Origin of the sequence: Clostridium sardiniense (genome assembly GCF_019753795.1) — a bacterium.
Taxonomy (GTDB): Bacteria; Bacillota; Clostridia; order Clostridiales; family Clostridiaceae; genus Clostridium; species Clostridium sardiniense.
Genome location: NZ_JAIKTU010000003.1, coordinates 122,922 through 142,986, shown reverse-complemented (window position 1 = coordinate 142,986; position 20,065 = coordinate 122,922). Strand labels below are relative to the sequence as shown.

The following is a 20,065-nucleotide window of genomic DNA, read 5'->3' as shown; positions in this document are numbered from 1 at the left end:
TTTACAAAATGAAAGTTAAAATAACTCCTGCAGAAGAATTTCAGTATTTCAATGGAGAAACTAGAGAAATTTGCGGAAGACTATTAGTTTGCAATGAACCTAAGATTTCTAATTGTGATGCTAGAGTATGCTGGGTTTCCTTAAGATTTAATATAGGTAAAGATTTAGATTGTATAAATAATACTATATTAAGATTTTATTTATATTTAGATGAATTAAGGTTTACAAGAAGTATATTAATTAAATTCAATATATTAATTAGAGATATAAATCAAAATATAATTTTAGATAAAACAATAACAGATGTAGCAAATATAACTGATGAGAGAAGATATGTTTATATGAGTTTATTAGATATTATTAAAGAAGGAAATATATCAAGAATAGATGAAATGATAATAAATATGTCAGCTGAAAGTAATGGTACTGCTATATTTAGTTCAAGTAATACAAGACAAAAACCTTATATATGTTTAGAAGAAAAATGTAATCCGTGTGGGCAGACAGGACCTACAGGGCCAACTGGGGCAACTGGAGCAACTGGAGCAACCGGAGCAACAGGAGCGCAAGGACCAGTAGGACCAACAGGACCAACTGGAGTAACAGGAGCAACAGGGTTACAAGGACCAACCGGAGCAACTGGAGCAATAGGACCAATAGGACCGACTGGAGTAACTGGAGCAACAGGAGCAACAGGAGCAACAGGAGCAACTGGGGCAACAGGGTTACAAGGGCCAATAGGACCAACAGGAGCAACTGGAGTAACAGGAGCAACCGGAGCACAAGGATTAATAGGACCAACTGGACCAACTGGGGTAACAGGAGCAACAGGATTACAAGGACCAATAGGACCAACAGGAGCAACTGGGGCAACAGGGTTACAAGGGCCAATAGGACCAACAGGGGCAACAGGGTTACAAGGGCCAATAGGACCAACAGGAGCAACAGGGGTAACAGGAGCAACAGGGCCACAAGGAGCAATAGGACCAACAGGAGCAACTGGGGTAACAGGAGCAACCGGAGCACAAGGAGCAATAGGACCAACAGGACCAACAGGAGCAACAGGATTACAAGGACCAACAGGAGCAACCGGGGCACAAGGATTAATAGGACCGACTGGAGTAACAGGAGCAACAGGAGCAACAGGGCCACAAGGAGCAATAGGACCAACAGGAGCGACTGGGGTAACAGGAGCAACAGGGCCACAAGGAGCAATAGGACCAACAGGAGCAACTGGGGTAACAGGAGCAACCGGAGCACAAGGAGCAATAGGACCAACAGGACCAACAGGAGCAACAGGATTACAAGGACCAACAGGAGCAACCGGGGCACAAGGATTAATAGGACCAACTGGAGCAACAGGATTACAAGGACCAATAGGACCAACAGGAGCAACTGGGGCAACAGGGTTACAAGGGCCAATAGGACCAACTGGAGCAACTGGGTTACAAGGGCCAATAGGACCAACAGGAGCAACAGGGGTAACAGGAGCAACAGGGCCACAAGGAGCAATAGGACCAACAGGAGCAACTGGGGTAACAGGAGCAACAGGGCCACAAGGAGCAATAGGACCAACAGGAGCAACTGGGGTAACAGGAGCAACTGGGGTAACAGGAGCAACCGGAGCACAAGGAGCAATAGGACCAACTGGACCAACAGGGGCAACAGGAGCAACAGGGTTACAAGGACCAATAGGACCAACAGGAGCAACTGGGGTAACAGGGGCAACCGGAGCACAAGGAGCAATAGGACCAACAGGACCAACAGGAGAAACAGGAGCAACAGGATTACAAGGACCAATAGGACCAACAGGAGCGACTGGAGTAACAGGAGCAACAGGGTTACAAGGACCAACCGGAGCAACTGGAGCAATAGGACCAATAGGACCGACTGGAGTAACTGGCGCAACAGGGGTAACAGGAGCAACAGGGCCACAAGGAGCAATAGGACCAACAGGAGCAACTGGGGTAACAGGAGCAACTGGACCACAAGGATTAATAGGACCAACAGGAGCAACTGGGGCAACAGGGTTACAAGGGCCAATAGGACCAACTGGGGCAACAGGGGTAACAGGAGCAACAGGAGCACAAGGATTAATAGGGCCAACAGGACCAACAGGAGCAACAGGGCCACAAGGAGCAATAGGACCAACAGGAGCAACTGGGGTAACAGGAGCAACAGGGCCACAAGGAGCAATAGGACCAACAGGAGCAACTGGGGTAACAGGAGCAACCGGAGCACAAGGAGCAATAGGACCAACAGGAGCAACAGGGCCACAAGGAGCAATAGGACCAACAGGAGCAACTGGGGCAATAGGACCAACTGGACCAACAGGAGCAACCGGAGCAACAGGAGTACAAGGAGCAATAGGACCGACTGGAGTAACTGGAGCAACTGGAGCAACTGGAGCAACTGGAGCAACAGGGGCAATAGGGCCAGCCGGAAATGGAGCAATTATTCCATATGCATCTGGATTACCAGTATCATTAACAACTGTTGTAGGAGGCTTAGTAGGTACGACATCACTTGTTGGATTTGGTAATTCAGCTACTGGAGTCAGCATAGTGGGTGGAGTTATAGATCTAACAGGAGCAGCTGGAACACTTCTTAATATGGCATTTTCAGTTCCAAGAACTGGAACGATAACATCACTTGCAGCATACTTTAGTGTAACTGCAGCTCTAAGTCTATTAGGTTCAACAATAACTATTACTGCACAACTATATCAATCAACAACACCTAATAATAGCTTTACAGCAGTACCTGGAGCATCAGTAACATTGGCACCAGCATTAACTGGAGCAATATCAATCGGTGCTATTAGTAATGGTATTACAACAGGACTATCAATTACAGTCAATCCACAAACTCGTTTATTATTAGTATTTTCAGCAACAGCTTCAGGGCTTAGTTTAGTAAATACTATAGCTGGATATGCAAGTGGAGGATTAACAATAATTTAAAAAATAATTATAACTAAAAAAGACTACTGAAGTTTCAGTAGTCTTTCTTTTAAAATATTTTAAGCAGTAGCTTCTTCTTCATGAGCAAATTGGCTATTATAAAGATCTGCGTAGAAGCCTTTCTTTTCAAGTAATTCTTCATGATTTCCTTGTTCTATAACATCGCCATGATTCATTACTAAAATTAAATCTGCATCTTTTATTGTTGATAGTCTATGAGCAATTACGAAGTTTGTTCTACCTTCCATAAGTCTTGTCATAGCATTTTGGATATAAGTTTCAGTTCTTGTATCTACTGAGCTTGTTGCCTCATCTAGTATTAATACCCTAGGATTAGCAAGTATTGCTCTAGCAATTGTTAATAGTTGCTTTTGTCCTTGTGATATATTTGAAGCTTCTTCATTTAATACAGTATCATATCCATCAGGTAATGTTCTTATAAAGTGATCAGCATGAGCTGCTTTTGCTGCAGTTACAACTTCTTCAAAAGTAGCACCTTCTTTTCCGTATGCTATATTATCTTTTATGCTACCATTAAATAACCAAGTATCTTGAAGAACCATACCAAACATGCTTCTTAAATATCCGCGGCTGAAGTCTGTTATATCTACACCATCAAATGTAATTTCTCCACCGTTTAACTCGTAGAATCTCATCATAAGATTAATTAATGTTGTTTTACCTGCACCAGTAGGACCAACTATTGCAATAGTTTGACCTTGTTTTGCAGTTACATTCATATCTTTCATTAATAGTTCATTTGGAGTATAACCAAATTTAACATTTTTGAAATTAACATTTCCTTTAGGGGCTTCTAAAGTTTTTGGATGTTCTGGGTCTTTAACTTCTTCTTCTTCATCTAAAATTTCGAATACTCTTTCAGCAGAAGCCATCGTTGATTGAAGTATATTTGCTATATTAGCAGTCTGATTAATCATTTGAGTAAATTGTCTTGAGTATTGAATAAATGATTGAATGTATCCGACACTTAGTTTATCCTTAGTAACTAATATACCACCAACTACAGCAATAATAACATAACCTACATTATTTATAAAATTCATTAAAGGCATTATTAAACCTGACATGAATTGTGCTTTCCAAGCTGAATCATAAAGTTTATCATTTATATCATCAAATTCGTTAATAGCTTTCTTTTCATGACCAAAAGCTTTTATAACAGTATGACCTGTATAAACTTCTTCAACATGCCCATTTAATTGACCAAGCTCTTTTTGTTGAGTAGCAAAGAACTTTTGTGATTTACCTATTATAGGTCTAGTTGCAATAATACAAATTGGAAGAGTTAATACACATATTAAAGTTAAAAGTGGGCTTATTGTTAACATCATTATAGTAATACCAATCATTGATATTACAGCAGTAATAAGTTGAGTTAAACTTTGTTGAAGTGTACTACTTATATTATCTACGTCATTTGTAACTCTACTTAATATATCACCTTTTGAGTTAGCATCAAAGTACTTGATAGGAAGTCTATTTAACTTCTCATTAACATCTTTTCTCATATCACGAACTGTATTTTGAGCAACTCCTGCCATTATATACTGTTGAAGATACATAAAGACTGCACTTAATACATAGAAGAATAAAAGTAATAAAATGTAATGAGTTAATTTTGAAAAGTCAATTGAAGCACCAGGTATTCCTTTAAATTTAGCAATCATACCTTCAAGTATTACGTTAATAGTTTCTCCAAGTAATTTAGGACTAAATACAGTAAATGCTGTACTTATTATGGCCATAAAAATTACAGAAATAAGTTTAGTTTTATGTGGATTTAAATATTGTAAAAGTCTTTTTGCTGTTCCTTTAAAGTCTTTAGCTTTTTCACCACCCATGACTACGCCATGGGCACCTTTATTTCCACCCATAGGAGCAGCTGATTTTTGTTTATTCTTATCTATGCTCATTTGAAAGTTCCTCCTCTGAAAGTTGTGATGAGGCAATTTCTTGATAAATTGCACAGTTTTTTAGTAATTCTTTATGAGTGCCCATTCCAACGATGTTACCATCTTCTAAAACTAATATTCTATCAGCATCCATTATCGTACTTACTCTTTGAGCGACTATAATAACAGCTGATTCTGTAGTTTCACTTTTAAGAGCGGCTCTAAGTTTTGAATCAGTTTTAAAGTCAAGAGCTGAGAAGCTATCATCAAATAAGTAAACCTCAGGTTTTCTAACTAAAGCACGAGCTATAGAAAGACGTTGCTTTTGACCGCCTGAGAAGTTTTTACCACCTTGTTCAACGATAGAGTCAAAACCATTTTCTTTTTCTTCAATAAAATTATATGATTGAGCTATCTTTGCGGCATGAACTAATTCATCCATAGTAGCATCTTCTTTACCATATTTTAAGTTTTCTGCAATTGTTCCTGAGAAAAGTACAGCCTTTTGAGGAACAAATCCAATTTTACTTCTAAGGGTCTCTTGGGACATGTCTTTTATGTTAATTCCATCAACTAGAATTTCTCCTTTTGAAGCATCATAGAATCTTGTTAAAAGATTTAATATTGTAGATTTACCGGAGCCTGTACCACCTATAATAGCAGTAGTTTCACCTGGTCTAGTTTCAAAAGAAATATTATTTAATGCAGCAGTTTCTGCACCAGGATAGAAGTATGATACATCTTTAAACTCAACAAATCCTTTTTTATTACTTTTGTTTATAGGTTTTTTAGGATCTACTATATCAGGTTCTATAGCTAGCACCTCATTTATTCTACCAGCTGAAGCTGAAGCTCTAGGAATCATGATAAATAGCATACTTACCATTATAAGTGAGAACATTATTTGCATTACATATTGTAAGAATGCCATAAGGTTACCAACTTCCATAGTACCAGCATCTATTCTATTTGCACCAAACCAAAGTATTGCAACAGAAGTTAGATTTAATATAAGCATTAATATAGGCATTAATGAAGCAATTATTTTATTTACTTTTATTGCATTATCAGTAAAGTCATCATTAGCTTCATCAAATCTTTTCTTTTCAAAGCCTTGCTTATTAAATGCTCTAATAACTCTTATACCAGTAAGATTTTCTCTTAAAACTCTATTTATTTTATCAAGTTTTACTTGCATTGCCTTAAACATTGGCATACCAGTTTTACCAATAAGTAAGATTGCTATAATTACAATTGGCATTGAAACTAAAAGTATTAAGGATAAATCTTTATTAACAGAAACAGCCATTATGATACCACCTATGCACATAAGAGGTGCAGTAACCATCATTCTTAATATCATAATAACAACTTGTTGTACTTGGTTAACGTCATTTGTTGTTCTAGTAATAAGTGATGCAGTACCAACTTTATCAATTTCATTTAATGAAAAAGTTTCTGCTTTAGTAAATATTTTTCTTCTTAAGTCTCTACCAAGGCCCATTGAAACTTTAGAAGAAATGAAACTAGCAAAAATAGTGCAAGCGCTACCTATTAATGCAACACCGATCATTATTCCACCAATTTTAAGTATATAATTAACATCACCGTTAATTATTCCTGTGTCTACTATCTCAGATAATAGAGTAGGTAGATATAACTGAGTCATTGTTTGAATGAATAGTAAAATTAATACAAATATTAATTGTTTACTATATGGCTTTAGATGCTTAAACAGTTTTAACATGTCTTTATCACTCCTTAAGTAATATTATCTTTATTGTCTGTATTTTCTTTATGAACTTTTAAATTTGTTTGTATTCTCTCTAATAAGATTTTTAAAGAATTTATATCGTCATCAGTGAAATTATGCAGGCAAATATCATCAATTTGTTTAACCATACTTTTTAGGTCAACACAAGATGAAATACCTTTCTCAGTTAAATGAATTCTAGAGATTCTTTGGTCATTTTCGTCCGCAACTTTTTTTATAAATCCTGCTTTTTCTAGTCTTTTAATCATTACAGTAATTGTTGCAGGTTTTAAATGTAATTTTTCTGCTATTTCCTTTTGGCTTAATCCATCTTCATCATATAATGCATATAAAAGAGGGGGTTGCCCAGGATATAGACCTTCTTTTTCTAAAGTTTTATGAGTCAAACAAAAATGCAATCTTACTACTTGACCTAATAATTTATGAAAAGAAAAATTATCTTCTGAATTCATAATAGAACTCCTTTCATTAGAAATAGTTAGTCGACTAATAGTTAGGTGACTAACTGTTTTTTATTTTAATACCATTTTATAAAAAAAACAAGCTATAAGTTCTAAAAAATTATGGTAAAAGAATTAAGAAAATATTACAATGATTTAGTAAAACGTTATCGATAAAATATATACTTTGTGATTTAACAATTTAATATACAAAAATAAATAAAAATAAGGTGATAAAATGAATTATGTTTATATAATAAGATGTAAAGATAAATCTCTTTATACAGGATGGACTAATAATCTAGAGCGTAGATTTAGAGCGCATAAAGAAGGAAAAGGAGCAAAATATACAAAGGGGAGAGGCCCATTAGAACTTGTATATTTTGAAGAATTTGAAGAAAAAATTAAAGCAATGAAAAGAGAATATGAAATCAAAAAAATGAGTAGAGAAAAGAAATTAAAAATGATAGAAAATTTTAAAAAAATTTAAATGAAATTATTGAAATTTGTAGCAAAAGTTAGAATAATAAAATATGTTAATCATATAGACAAACTAAAAAAATATGATAAAATAATTTGGAAGGTATAAAGTTTTGTAAAAAGGAAGTGAATGTTATAGGAATAGATTTTTAAATAAATAAAAAGCGCCAGAACTTAGGTAAGCTTATTATGATAAATTTTAATAGCAGCTTAAGTTGACGAGGTTGGGAGTTATCGAAACTTTTCGGCGGGTGCCCCACGGTATCGCACTACCGTTAACGATTGGCAAAACTATGGAGCAATCTATAGCACAAATCCAATCTGGTGTTAAAACCTTCAATTTTATGGTTTTTGTAGTCCTAGGATTATTATACCCATTTTTATTTACGCTAGGAGAAAATCGTAAAGAAGATGACAATTAAATATAATATTAGATACAAAGGAAGGAAGATTTTTATGTGCGGAATAGTAGGATATGTTGGTAAAGGACAAGCAACTAACTTTTTAGTAGAGGGATTATCAAAGCTTGAGTATAGAGGATATGACTCAGCTGGAGTAGCTGTTATAGAGGATGGCAAGATTGACGTTAGAAAGCAAAAAGGACGTCTTGCTAATTTAGAAGAAAGCCTAAAGGAAAATCCTATGAAAGGAAGTATCGGAATTGGACATACTAGATGGGCAACTCATGGGGAGCCATCAGATGTTAATTCACATCCTCATTTAAGTTCAAAAGGAGATGTAGCTGTTGTTCACAATGGTATTATAGAAAACTACATTGAACTTAGAGAATTTTTAAAGAGCAATGGATGTAACTTTGTTTCAGAAACAGATACTGAGGTTATACCAAACCTTATAGAATACTACTATGAAGGAGATTTATTTAAGGCAGTAGTTAGAGCATCAAAGGATTTACAAGGAAGCTTTGCAATAGGAGCAGTTTGTAATGCAGAACCTGATAAGCTTGTAGCTGTAAGAAAGGATAGTCCATTAATCGTAGGATTAGAAGGAGACGAAAACTTTATTGCCTCAGATATACCAGCAGTTTTAAACTACACTAGAGATGTATATCTTTTAGAAGATAATGAATTTGTTGTTATAACAGAAGAAGGAGTAAAACTTCTTGATGAGAACGGCAATAAGATAGATAAAGAAGTATTTAAAGTAACATGGAATGCAGATGCAGCAGAAAAAGGCGGATTTGATTCATTCATGTTAAAAGAAATTCACGAACAGCCAAAAGCAATTAGGGATACTATGACTTCAAGAGTATCAATGGAACATGGCATTTGTTTTGATGATTTTAAAATTTCAAAAGAAGAGCTAGAAAACATTGATAGAATTTATATGGTAGCTTGTGGAACTGCATACCATGCAGGATTAATGGGTAAATACTCAATAGAAAAACTTGCAAGAATACCAGTAGAAGTTGATATTGCATCAGAATTTAGATATAGAGATCCACTAGTTACTGATAAATCATTAGTTGTTGTATTAAGCCAATCAGGTGAAACAGCAGATACTTTAGCGGTATTAAGAGATTGTAATAAAGCTGGAGCAAAGACATTAGCTGTTACAAATGTTGTTGGAAGTACAATTTCAAGAGAGGCTGATCATGTTATATACACTATGGCAGGACCAGAAATTTCAGTAGCATCAACAAAGGCATATACTACACAAGTAGTAATAATGCATACAATTGCAATGTACTTTGGAGAACTTTTAAAAACTGTAAGTGAAGAAGAAATAAGTAATTTAAAGAAGGAATTATTATTAATTCCTGAAAAGATAGAAGAAGTATTAAAAGATACAGAAGATGTAAAGAAAGTTGCAGAAGAAATTAAAGATGAAGATGATATATTTTTCTTAGGAAGAGGAATGGATTTTGCACTTGCTTTAGAAGGATCATTAAAATTAAAAGAAATATCATATATCCATTCAGAAGCTTATGCTGGAGGAGAATTAAAACATGGACCAATTGCTTTAATAGAAAAAGGTACAAAGGTTGTTTCAGTTCTTACTCAAAAGAATTTAATAGATAAAATGATTAGTAATGTTGTTGAAATAAAATCAAGAGGAGCAATTAATTTTGGAATAACATTTAGACAAAGCGAAAAAGCTCAAGAAGTTTTAGATAATGTATTATTCATACCTGAAACTATCGATATGTTTGCACCAATTATTGCAGCTGTTGAATTACAACTATTAGCTTACTATGTTGCAAGTTTTAAAGGATTTGACATAGATAAGCCAAGAAATCTAGCAAAATCAGTAACAGTTGAATAAAATTCCAATTTAGAGGTATAATATACTGTAAAGTAAAATATTACCTGTGCGAGTTAGGAGAGATTTTTTATGAGAGAAGAGTTATTGAAATTGATCAGAGAGTATAAGGAGACTGGGAATAGCCTAAACTCAGGATTAGAATGGATGCCTGATAATGAATCAGCAAAATCAAAGATAGAAGTAATTAACATGATTGTTGAGGACTTAGAAAATATAGTTAAATAATAAAAAGTATTAAGCTTATACATTCTTATATAAGAATGTATAGGCTTTTTTATTTGAGCTAAAAATAATATGATTTTTAAAGATATATGTTTATTAACTAGAAATAAACTAAATTAAGATTGGATGGAAATGTTATATTAAAAAAGTTAAAATTTAAATAAACAATAAACATATTATGGAATTTTTATTGAAATATAAGAAAAATAACTATAAATATATAAAAAAGATGGTTTTATATTATTTACAGAATTAGATAATATGCTATAATAATGTTAAAAATAATGGAAATTTATTGATGAATTAATAGTTGAAAGAGTAGGAAGATAACAAAATATTATCTTCTTTATTTTGTGTTTGGGGCAAAATTAAAATTGAATTTTATAAAAGTAAAAAAGTATATAGGACATCTAAAAGAATTTGATATAAATGATAAAAGTGGAAGAAGATAATTTATAGGTTGTGTATCAAACAATTTTTAGTGTAAATGATATCATATAAATATTATTGACGAAATAAAAAAGTTATAGATAAGTACATAAAAAAATCAGATATAGAAAGATTTAGTATAGGATATGATAGATTAATTTACGGTTGAAATAGAAATGGGATAGAAGCTATATGTAACTATAGTGTAGATAGAGGAATATATAATTAGTTTTAAAAATAATAAGGATTATCAGTAAAAATGTAATATATAATACTGATAATACTTTTTTATATATATTATAGACTCAATAAATTAACTACATACAAATAAAATTAAATAAAGGGGGCTGAGTTTAAATATGCGAAATATAATAAAAAAACTAGGTAAAAAAGATCACTCTAAACTCATATTTGTGGCTGTAGCTATTTTAATATTAATTACCAGTATTTTTACTGGACACAATTATAGTATTAAAAAGGTTGCAAGTGCGACTAATATAGTTACTGAAAATGAAGAAAAAAATACATCTGAAAATAGTATAGATAAAAATTCAGATAGTATTAGTAAAGAGAGCAGTAATAATATAAAGGTAGATAGGGGGAATGAAAGCAGTACAAAATCAGATGCAGATAATAGCAATACTATAAAGACAATAAAAGAATCGAAACAAAGTGAGAATGATAATCGATCTATAAATAAAGATACTAAAGAAGAGAGTAATGGGATTGTAACGAAAATAGGTTATAATAGCAATGCTTTAAATAATACAACAAAAGATGATAATAAAATAGAAAATCAAGAGCTTTTAAATGAAGAAGTACATACTGTTAAAAAAAGAATAGAATTAAAAGACATAGTAGGAATTCAACTTTATAAGGATAATAATGGAACTATAGAAACTATAGATTTAGTAGACATAAAAGATAAATTAAATTTAAATGAGTACTTTGTAGAAATAAAATTAAAGGATATGCCAATATTAAAGGCACCTTTAAAAGGGTATAAAGTAACTAATAATGAATTGGAATTTGAGGTTGATTTTCCTAATTTAGTTCAAGTTTCGAATGATGGAACAAAAACTGATGGGTTTAAATTTAAATATAATTCAAAAGATAATAAAAATAATATAAATATTGAAAATATACAAGGCTTAAAAGCAGTTATAAATTCAAATCCATCAGCAGAAATAGAGTTATCTAAGGATATTGATGCAGGATATTATACTGATGGAGAATCTATAATAACAGAAGCATTTACAGGAAAAATAAATGGTAATGGATTTAAAATATATAATTTAAAATTACCTTTATTTAAAGAAATAAAAAATGCAACTATTAATGGATTAATATTAGATGACGTTAATATAGAAACAAATAAAACTCAAGTAGGAGCATTAGCCAAAGTTTCTAGTAAAAGTGATATAACTAATACTCATGTAATTGGAAAAATATCAGGTGCAGACACAGTTGGAGGATTAATTGGAAAAGATGATGGTTCTTATATAAGTAAGTCATCAGTAGATGCCAATATTGTTGTATCTAATGGTAATGTAGGTGAATTTATAGGGATTAAGAGTTCAGGGGGAGATATTAAAGATTCATATGCTTTAGGTTCAATAACAGCATCACCATCAAGTACTAGTAATAAAGCTGGGGGAATAGTTGGGCAGATTACAGGCGGAACAATATTAAATTCTTTCTCAGCTGTAAATATTAATTCAACGGTTTCAAATAGGCAGGTAGGAGGATTAATAGGTTCAACTTATACATCAGGTAATAGTTTAAACAATATTTCATTTGGAAATGTTACAAATGGATTAAAGGTAGATGGGGATAGAAATTATCTTGGTAGACATAGAAATGTATATGAATATAAAGAAGCTAAAGGAATTAGTATAGAAGATTTATCATCAAAACCATCTGGAATTAATATAGCAACCAAAGAAAATAAAGAGAATAAAGATTTTTACATAAACACTTTAAAATGGGATAGTAACACTTGGGACTTAAGTAAAGTTTCAGAGGGGGAATATCCAACACTTAAAAATAATGATCCAAGAAATAAAAAACAATCTAATGAGTCTTTGGGTGAAACTTTAAGCTCAGGTGATATAAAAGTAGTTAATGATATTGCAAAGAAAAATGGTCTTAATATACCTAATCTAGATAGAATATCTAAATTCAAGGATTTTAATAAAGATAAACTTATAGCATATCATAATGTTTATAAATTAATGCCTTACTATGAAAGTGAGTATATAGTTTCATATGGTAATACAATTAGTAAAGATAATGAATTAAATAAAAAAGTTATTAAAAGTATAGAACCATTAAATTCTGGAAAGGTTAAATTAAATATAACTACAGAAAACTATAAGGATATAGATGAAATAATGGTTATATATGAAGATGGAGCCATTAAGAAGTTTAAAGTAGCACTAGGCACAGAAGTATTAGAAAGCTCTATAGTAAATTATTTAATAAATGGGACAAGTTTAATATATAATCCAAGCAGCTTTATAACTAAAGGAAATTCAGAAGTTATAAATGAATTGAAAGCTCTAATTGAATCTAAATCCTTTGATGATATATTAAGTATTATAGGTGGACGAAATATACAAAAGGATGCACTATGGACTGATTCAAAAACTTCGCATGATTTAGACTGGTATATGCTAGATAAGGATTATAATAAAGTAAAGAAGAATAGTGTTGAAAATTTATATAGTATAATGACAGCTGTTGATGATTGGAATATAACATCATCTAATGCTCTTATAAATAGAAAAATAAAAGAAGATATCGAGAAAAATTTAAATTATATACTACTGTCTAAAAGTTATATAGATAGATGGTATGATATTAAAATTGGAGATATAAAACTTAATGATATTATGTACATTTATCCTAAAACACAAAGCAATACAAGTACTAAGAAATTAATAGATACCTTTAAAAATATAAGTAAGGATGATTTAAAAACAAATAGAACACAAATATTCTATAAAAACTATTTATCAAATTTATATGGTAAAGAAACTGTAGAGAAATTTATAGAAAAAAATATAAAAATATTTGATGGAAGTGATAGTCCAAGCAAGTGGCTAGTTAAGAATTTCTCAGGTAAAATTATTGAAAAACCATCAAAAAAATATCCAAATTTAAGATATACAGCATGGGATGGATTAGTAAGTAATACACAAGCAGGTGATGGTGCTTTTCTTTTACCAGCACTTACATTAAAGGAAGATAGTATTTATATAATTTCAACAGTAGGAACAATTGCATTTGGTAATAGATCAAGTTATACAGCTGATGAAGGAGAATATCTAAGATTACTAAATGAGACAGCAAGTTGGTATGAAAATTACTATAATTCAGTAACATATGTTAGTAATAACGTAGACAAAAATATGAGACAGTTCCCAGCATGGGATACACCTAAATTATCAAATGGAGCATGGATTAATTTATTAGATGAATCTAATGAAGGAAGCGAAGGGTTCTACAAGCCACTTAGAATGTTAACAGGACCCAAAAATAATGGCTCAGCGGCTTTTGCTAATGGGTATTGGGTAACTTATGTACATGCTAGAAACCTGGGAGGAGAATACCCATTCTCAGTATGGACACATGAAAATGCCCATGATCAAGATGGAAGGATAATATTAGATGGGCAAGGAAGAAGAAATGGATTAGGAGCAGAAGATTTTGCGACAGGTCTTTTCCAATATGAAGCCTATAATGGATTAATAGGTATGAACTGGGCAATTAACAAAGATGAGAAAGGTAGTGGATTTTTGAATAAATCTCCAGAGAGGCTTAATTCAAAAGAAAACATGCAATCCTTTATGAAGGGATTAATGGATGCAGTTTATACATTAGACTTAGCAGAAGCAGAAGCTTTACTTGAAATGCCAGTTGAGAAACAGTCAGAGTTATTATGGAAATATGAATATGGTAAAGTAGATGGAACATCAGATAAAAGCTTTAAACATTATAGAAAAGTTACTGTAGATGAAATTAAGGGAATGAACCTAAAAACAATAGCTGATTTAATAAATAATAAATTGGTCATAGAGAGAGATTCAAGGTTAAATACAGATATAAGACCTAATGATTATGGTGGAAGCAATGTATTATCAGCAAGCTATTATCATGGAGTAAATGAAAATGGAAGAGCTGATAATGTATCCATAAAAAGAATGGCATTTGAATTATTGGCAGATAAGGGATGGACAGATGGATTTATACCATTCCTAACTAATAGAGATGGATATAAAAATGATTTAGATGCTTTAAAAGGAATATATAATAATAAAAGCTTGAATTTTGAAAGCTGGAAATTAGGATTATATAAAGAAAGAGAAGAAGAAATAAAGAACAAAGGTGTATCAATTCTTTCTAAGGAAAAAATAAAAGATATGTTTAAAGAAGCATATAAATTAGATAATGCTAATAATAAAAATGCTTCTAAGCAAGTGAGAGAAAAAGTATATAAGCTAATGAAAAATAGTACAGATGATTTTAATAAGTCAATATTTGGAACATCTAATATTAGTGGAAAAATAAAAACTTCTGAGGAATTTATTTTAAAAATAAATAATAATCCAGAAGGTGTTTATTATCTTGAAAATGATATAGATTTTTCAAAAGTTGAAGCTTCTGAATCAGTAGTAAATGAATTTAGGGGATTTATACAAGGAAGAGGCCATAGAATTATAGGTTTAAAGACACCTTTATTTAAAACTTTAAAAGGTGCAGATGTAACATCATTAATTATTGAAGGTGCTAATATAGATATGAAAAGTACTGATAGGGTAGGAGCTTTATCAGGTGATAGCATTAATAGTAAAATTGAAGATGTGCATGTTGTAAATTCATCAATAGTTGGAAAAACAACGGTAGGCGCTTTAATTGGATTTGATAGATCAGGAACAATAATAAAAAAAGTATCAGCTAATGCAAGTGTAGAATCATTAGGTAGATTTGCTGGGGGAATAGCTGGTGCAAAATATGGAGGAAGCATTGAAAATTCATATTCATTAGGGACTATAAAAGGAAAGAGTGATTATGTAGGTGGATTAATAGGGGATAGTAGAACTACTATAAGTAATAGCTATTCTGGAGCTAATGTATCAGGAGGAACTTTAACTGGTGGATTTATAGGAGTTGCAGAAAACCAAGCGGTAGGACAAATAAAAAACAATCTTTCTATAGGTAATTCATCAAATTATAAATTTGTATCAAATAACCTAAAAGATAGATTAACAAATAATTATGAATTTGAAGGTTCAGCTGGAAAGGCTAATGCTATAGAGACATATGTAGGAAAAATAGATGTAGCATCAGAGGCTGATCTAAATGATAAAACGTTTTATACTGATAAACTATTATGGAAAGAAACAGTGTGGGATTTAAGTAATGTTAATAAAGGATATTATCCTAAACTGAAAAATAGTGATATAAATAGCGTTATAAGAAAATAATTAAAAGGTATTAAGCTTATACATTCTTATATGAGAGTGTATAAGCTTTTTCATTAATCTTTTTAAATTAATATTCTATAGCTTGAGTTAATAAAAAGTTAATTTATATATATGAGAAATTTAACAAAAATCATGGTATCATTTAATTAAATTTCAAAATATTAGATATTTAGCGCTAAAATATCAAATTATAATTAAATTTAAAGGAGAAGTTTATGAGTAATATGAAAAAATCCCTAATATATGTTTCGTTAATGTGTTGTGCATTAATATTTTTAGTAGGATGTTCAAAGGACAACGTTAAGAAAGATAAAAGTTCTAAATCCCTCACATTAGATTTTGTTCAGACTAATAGACATGATGATAGCGTAAATAAATTTTCAATGACATATGACACTAAACCAACAAAATCATTAGCCATAACAAATGCTATGATTGAGATGATGTTATCTCTTGATTTACAAAAAGATATGGCTGGAACAGCATATGCTGAAAATAATATATGGCCACCTTTAAAGAAAGCTTATGATGAAGTGCCAGTAATGAGTAAAACGTATCCAGCAAAAGAACAAATATTAGCAAATAATGTTGATTTTATAATTGGATGGGGTGGAGACTTTACTGACAAAGGTGTAGGAACTATTGAGTGGCTAAAAGAAAATAATATAAAAGCATACATACCAAGATCTACAGATTCTAATGCAAATATCGATTCAGTATACGAAGATTTTAGGAATCTTGGAATAATTTTTGAAACTCAAGATAAAGCAGATGAAGTAATAAATAAAATTAAATCAGAGCTAAAAGAAACTACTAGCAAGATAAGTAATATTGATAAAAAAGTAAAAGTATTAGGATATGATTCAGGAACTGACAAAGCTGTTGTTGTAGGCTCAGGATTAAGTAATGATATTATTAAATTAGCTCAAGGTGAAAATATATTTGGAGATATGGATAAAACTTATCCCCAAGTATCGATTGAAGAAATAGTTAAGAGAAATCCAGATGTAATAATGGTTTTAGAATATTCTACTGATAATGGCGGAAAAACCTTTGAAGAGAAGGTGAAAGAACTAAAATCAAACCCTGCATTAAAGGATGTAAATGCTGTAAAAAATAATAGATTTATAAAAGTAGATTTAGCTGAATTATATCCTGGAGAAAGAATTCCAGGAACAGTTAAAAAATTAGCTGAAGGTTTCTATCCTGATAAGTTCAATAAGTAATATGATTAAAAAGAATTTTAAGACAAGTTTAATAGTACTAATATTGGTGTTAATAATAGTAAGCATGATTTGTATAACCTTTGGTTCAGTAAAAATAGATGTAGATATAATTTTTAAGGCATTTACAAATAAACTATTTGGAGAAGATATTTATCCAAATACTTGGGGAAATAATATAGAGTCTATTATTTTCAAACTAAGACTTCCGAGAATATTTCTAGCTATAATAGCCGGAAGTGCATTATCTTTTATTGGAGCTTTAATGCAAACCTTAACAAGGAATTCTTTATCAGATCCATACATTCTTGGAATATCTTCTGGGGCAAGTACCGGTGCAACAATATCAATAGTATTAGGTGCTTTTTCATTCTTAGGAAGCCTTGGGATAACAGCCGGAGCATTTTTAGGAGCAATGCTTTCGGCAATTATGGTATTTAAAATATCAGGAGTAACAAAAAAATATTTAAAAAATAGGCTTATATTAACTGGTGTTGCAGTTTCATTTATATTTGCAGCTATTACAAATTTAGTGATAGTATATGCTAAAAATGATAGCTTAGTAAAAAATGCAGTATTTTGGTCCATGGGAAGTTTGGCTGGAGCAAACTATAATCAAGTGAAGTTTTCAGCAATAATACTAATAATATCTTTTATAATAACTAATATTTTTTATAAAGACTTAGATGCATTGCTTCTTGGAGAAGTTATGGCAAGAAATCTAGGTGTTAATACAAAAGTTTTAATTAGATATATATTATTTATATCAACGTTATTAACTGGAATTATTGTTGCATTTACAGGGGTTATTGGCTTTGTTGGACTTATAGTTCCACATATAGCAAGGCAATGTATAGGCTCTAAACATAAGAGATTAATTCCTTTTAGTATGCTTATTGGAGCAATACTAATGGTTGTTACAGATACTATTGCGAGAACGATATTATCCCCAGAAGAGATACCTATTGGAATTGTAACAGCTCTTTTAGGAGCACCATTCTTCTTATATTTAATAAGATTAAATAATTATGATTTTGGGGGTAATAAATAATTGAAACTTGAGATAAAAAATTTAAATTATAATATTAAAAAGTTACCCTTTCTATCTAATATAAATTTAAATATAAAAAAGGGACAATTTGTTGGTCTGATAGGACCAAACGGTTGTGGGAAAACTACATTATTAAAAAATATTTATAGAACATTAGAGTCTGAGAGTGGAAGTATACTTATAGATGGTAAAAATATAAATGGACTTAAGAATAAGGAGCTTTCTAAATTGATGGCTGTTGTTATGCAAGAGAATCAGTTAGAATTTGACTTTACTGTAAAAGAAATTGTATCTATGGGGAGACTTTCTTCTACAAGTAAATTTTCTTCAGATATAGGATATGAAGATGAAAAGATTATAGATGAATCTTTAGAAAAGGTAGAACTAATAAAATATAAAGATAGTAGTTTTTTTAGCCTATCCGGAGGTGAGAAGCAAAGGGTTATGATTGCACTAGCTCTTTGCCAGGATACAGATTTTATAGTGCTAGATGAACCAACTAATCACTTGGATATTAAAAATCAAATTCAGATAATGAATATGCTAAAGGATTCGAATATTACTATTTTCACCACTATTCATGATATGAATATAGCAGCTGCTTTTTGCGATTATATATATGTAGTGAAAGGTGGAAAAATAGTTGACGAAGGCACTGTAGAAGAGGTCTTTACTAAGGAAATGTTTAAAGAGGTTTTTGAAGTGGATACATATATATATATAAATCCTCATAGTAATAAACTGAATGTAAGTTATTTACTATAAATAAAAGGTTAATATTAAGATTGCTTTTATCTTATAGTAAACTGGAGTTTATTATAGGAAGATAATTTAATGGTTGTATCTTATTTATAGTGGTAGAAGTATTGGAGCTATGAAGCCCAGCAATCTATGAAGATTATATTTAGGATAATTATAAAAAATATGTTTTATATATTGATTCCCTATATCTTAAGCAAATAAATAGTGTGGTGCTAAATCCTACAGTTTGGTAAACTGATAGGTAAAGAGAGTATGTTATAGTGAATTTAAGCACTAGAGATTAATTCTCTAGTGCTTTTTATATATAAGGATTTGGGCTGAAAGGAATGAAGAAGTTATTGTATAAAAAAATTATTAAAAAAGAGACTAGAAAAAATATTATTAAACAAAGAGATGAATTGGATATAACAGTTAAGGAAGCTATGGATAATAATATAATAGAAAAACTTATGATGAATGAAACTTATAAAAGTGCAAGAGGAATATTTATATATATTGGTTTCGGGTCAGAGATAAACACAAAAATAATAATTAGAGAAGCATTAAATAGTGGTAAAGAGGTATATGTACCAAAGGTGATTAAAAAGGATATGATTCTTATAAAAATAGATTCATTAGAAAATTTAGTCACAAGTAGCTATGGAATATTAGAACCAATTGGGGATAAAAGTAATTTGGATGTGAATAAGTTAGAACTTATAGTTATGCCTGGAGTTGCTTTTGATAAATCAGGTAATAGATTAGGCTATGGAGGAGGTTATTATGATAAGTTCTTAGAACAGAATAAAATTGAATGCAAAAAAATAGCATTATCATATGACTTTCAAGTTTTAGAAAAACTAGAAGTTGAAGAACATGATATAAAGGTAGACTTAATAATAACAGAAAACCAGATAATAAATATAAAAAATAAAAGTAATAAGTAAGGATATAAAAAGTGAGCAATTTTATGAGAAGATAATTAAGAGAGGAAGCTATTTATATTCGTAATAAATTTATATAGAATACTCTTAACTATAACTTATAAATTCATTTA

At 31.0% G+C, this 20,065-nt stretch carries 12 protein-coding genes; 9 read left to right on the top strand and 3 right to left on the bottom strand.

Annotated elements, in window-relative coordinates; all coding sequences use genetic code 11:
* The first annotated feature begins 8 nt into the window (after window positions 1-8).
* Window positions 9-2,963, top strand: coding sequence for an exosporium glycoprotein BclB-related protein (locus tag K5V21_RS04080; protein WP_280637766.1), 2,955 nt, complete (start codon window positions 9-11; stop codon window positions 2,961-2,963).
* 59 nt (window positions 2,964-3,022) lie between these two features.
* Here K5V21_RS04080 and K5V21_RS04075 read toward each other — a convergent pair whose 3' ends face one another.
* From K5V21_RS04075 to K5V21_RS04065, 3 genes are read right to left on the bottom strand one after another with little or no spacing between them, the layout of a single operon-like run.
* Complete coding sequence (locus K5V21_RS04075; protein WP_221859429.1) at window positions 3,023-4,897, bottom strand: ABC transporter ATP-binding protein; 1,875 nt, start codon at window positions 4,895-4,897, stop codon at window positions 3,023-3,025.
* Window positions 4,884-6,623, bottom strand: coding sequence for an ABC transporter ATP-binding protein (locus tag K5V21_RS04070; RefSeq protein WP_221859427.1), 1,740 nt, complete (start codon window positions 6,621-6,623; stop codon window positions 4,884-4,886). Before K5V21_RS04070 ends, K5V21_RS04075 begins: the two co-directional genes overlap by 14 nt.
* A gap of 14 nt (window positions 6,624-6,637) precedes the next feature.
* Window positions 6,638-7,102 carry a MarR family winged helix-turn-helix transcriptional regulator gene (locus K5V21_RS04065; protein ID WP_221859425.1) on the bottom strand — a complete coding sequence of 155 codons (465 nt, stop codon included), beginning with the start codon at window positions 7,100-7,102 and terminating at the stop codon, window positions 6,638-6,640.
* A 226-nt stretch (window positions 7,103-7,328) separates the two neighbouring features.
* On the opposite strand from K5V21_RS04065, the gene K5V21_RS04060 reads away from it, so the two are divergent.
* The 8 genes from K5V21_RS04060 to K5V21_RS04025 all read left to right on the top strand — a co-directional run bounded on the left by K5V21_RS04060 (window position 7,329) and on the right by K5V21_RS04025 (window position 19,955).
* On the top strand, window positions 7,329-7,580 hold the full coding sequence (locus K5V21_RS04060; RefSeq protein ID WP_204596595.1) for a GIY-YIG nuclease family protein: 252 nt from the start codon (window positions 7,329-7,331) through the stop codon (window positions 7,578-7,580).
* A 446-nt stretch (window positions 7,581-8,026) separates the two neighbouring features.
* Complete coding sequence (glmS, locus tag K5V21_RS04055) at window positions 8,027-9,853, top strand: glutamine--fructose-6-phosphate transaminase (isomerizing) (RefSeq protein WP_221859423.1); 1,827 nt, start codon at window positions 8,027-8,029, stop codon at window positions 9,851-9,853.
* 69 nt (window positions 9,854-9,922) lie between these two features.
* The gene (locus K5V21_RS04050; protein WP_204596593.1) at window positions 9,923-10,078 is read left to right on the top strand and encodes a hypothetical protein; all 156 of its coding nucleotides are present in this window, start codon (window positions 9,923-9,925) and stop codon (window positions 10,076-10,078) included.
* Window positions 10,079-10,863: 785 nt separating this feature from the next.
* A complete protein-coding gene (locus K5V21_RS04045; RefSeq protein ID WP_221859421.1) occupies window positions 10,864-15,993 on the top strand; it encodes a ZmpA/ZmpB/ZmpC family metallo-endopeptidase in 5,130 nt (1,709 codons plus the stop codon).
* Between the two features lie 254 nt (window positions 15,994-16,247).
* Window positions 16,248-17,219, top strand: a complete 972-nt coding sequence (locus K5V21_RS04040) for an ABC transporter substrate-binding protein (RefSeq protein ID WP_307495386.1) — start codon at window positions 16,248-16,250, stop codon at window positions 17,217-17,219.
* Window position 17,220: 1 nt separating this feature from the next.
* Window positions 17,221-18,267, top strand: a complete 1,047-nt coding sequence (locus tag K5V21_RS04035) for a FecCD family ABC transporter permease (protein WP_221859417.1) — start codon at window positions 17,221-17,223, stop codon at window positions 18,265-18,267.
* Window positions 18,268-19,032, top strand: a complete 765-nt coding sequence (locus tag K5V21_RS04030) for an ABC transporter ATP-binding protein (protein ID WP_221859415.1) — start codon at window positions 18,268-18,270, stop codon at window positions 19,030-19,032.
* Window positions 19,033-19,355: 323 nt separating this feature from the next.
* A complete protein-coding gene (locus tag K5V21_RS04025) occupies window positions 19,356-19,955 on the top strand; it encodes a 5-formyltetrahydrofolate cyclo-ligase (RefSeq protein ID WP_221859413.1) in 600 nt (199 codons plus the stop codon).
* Window positions 19,956-20,065: the final 110 nt, after the last annotated feature.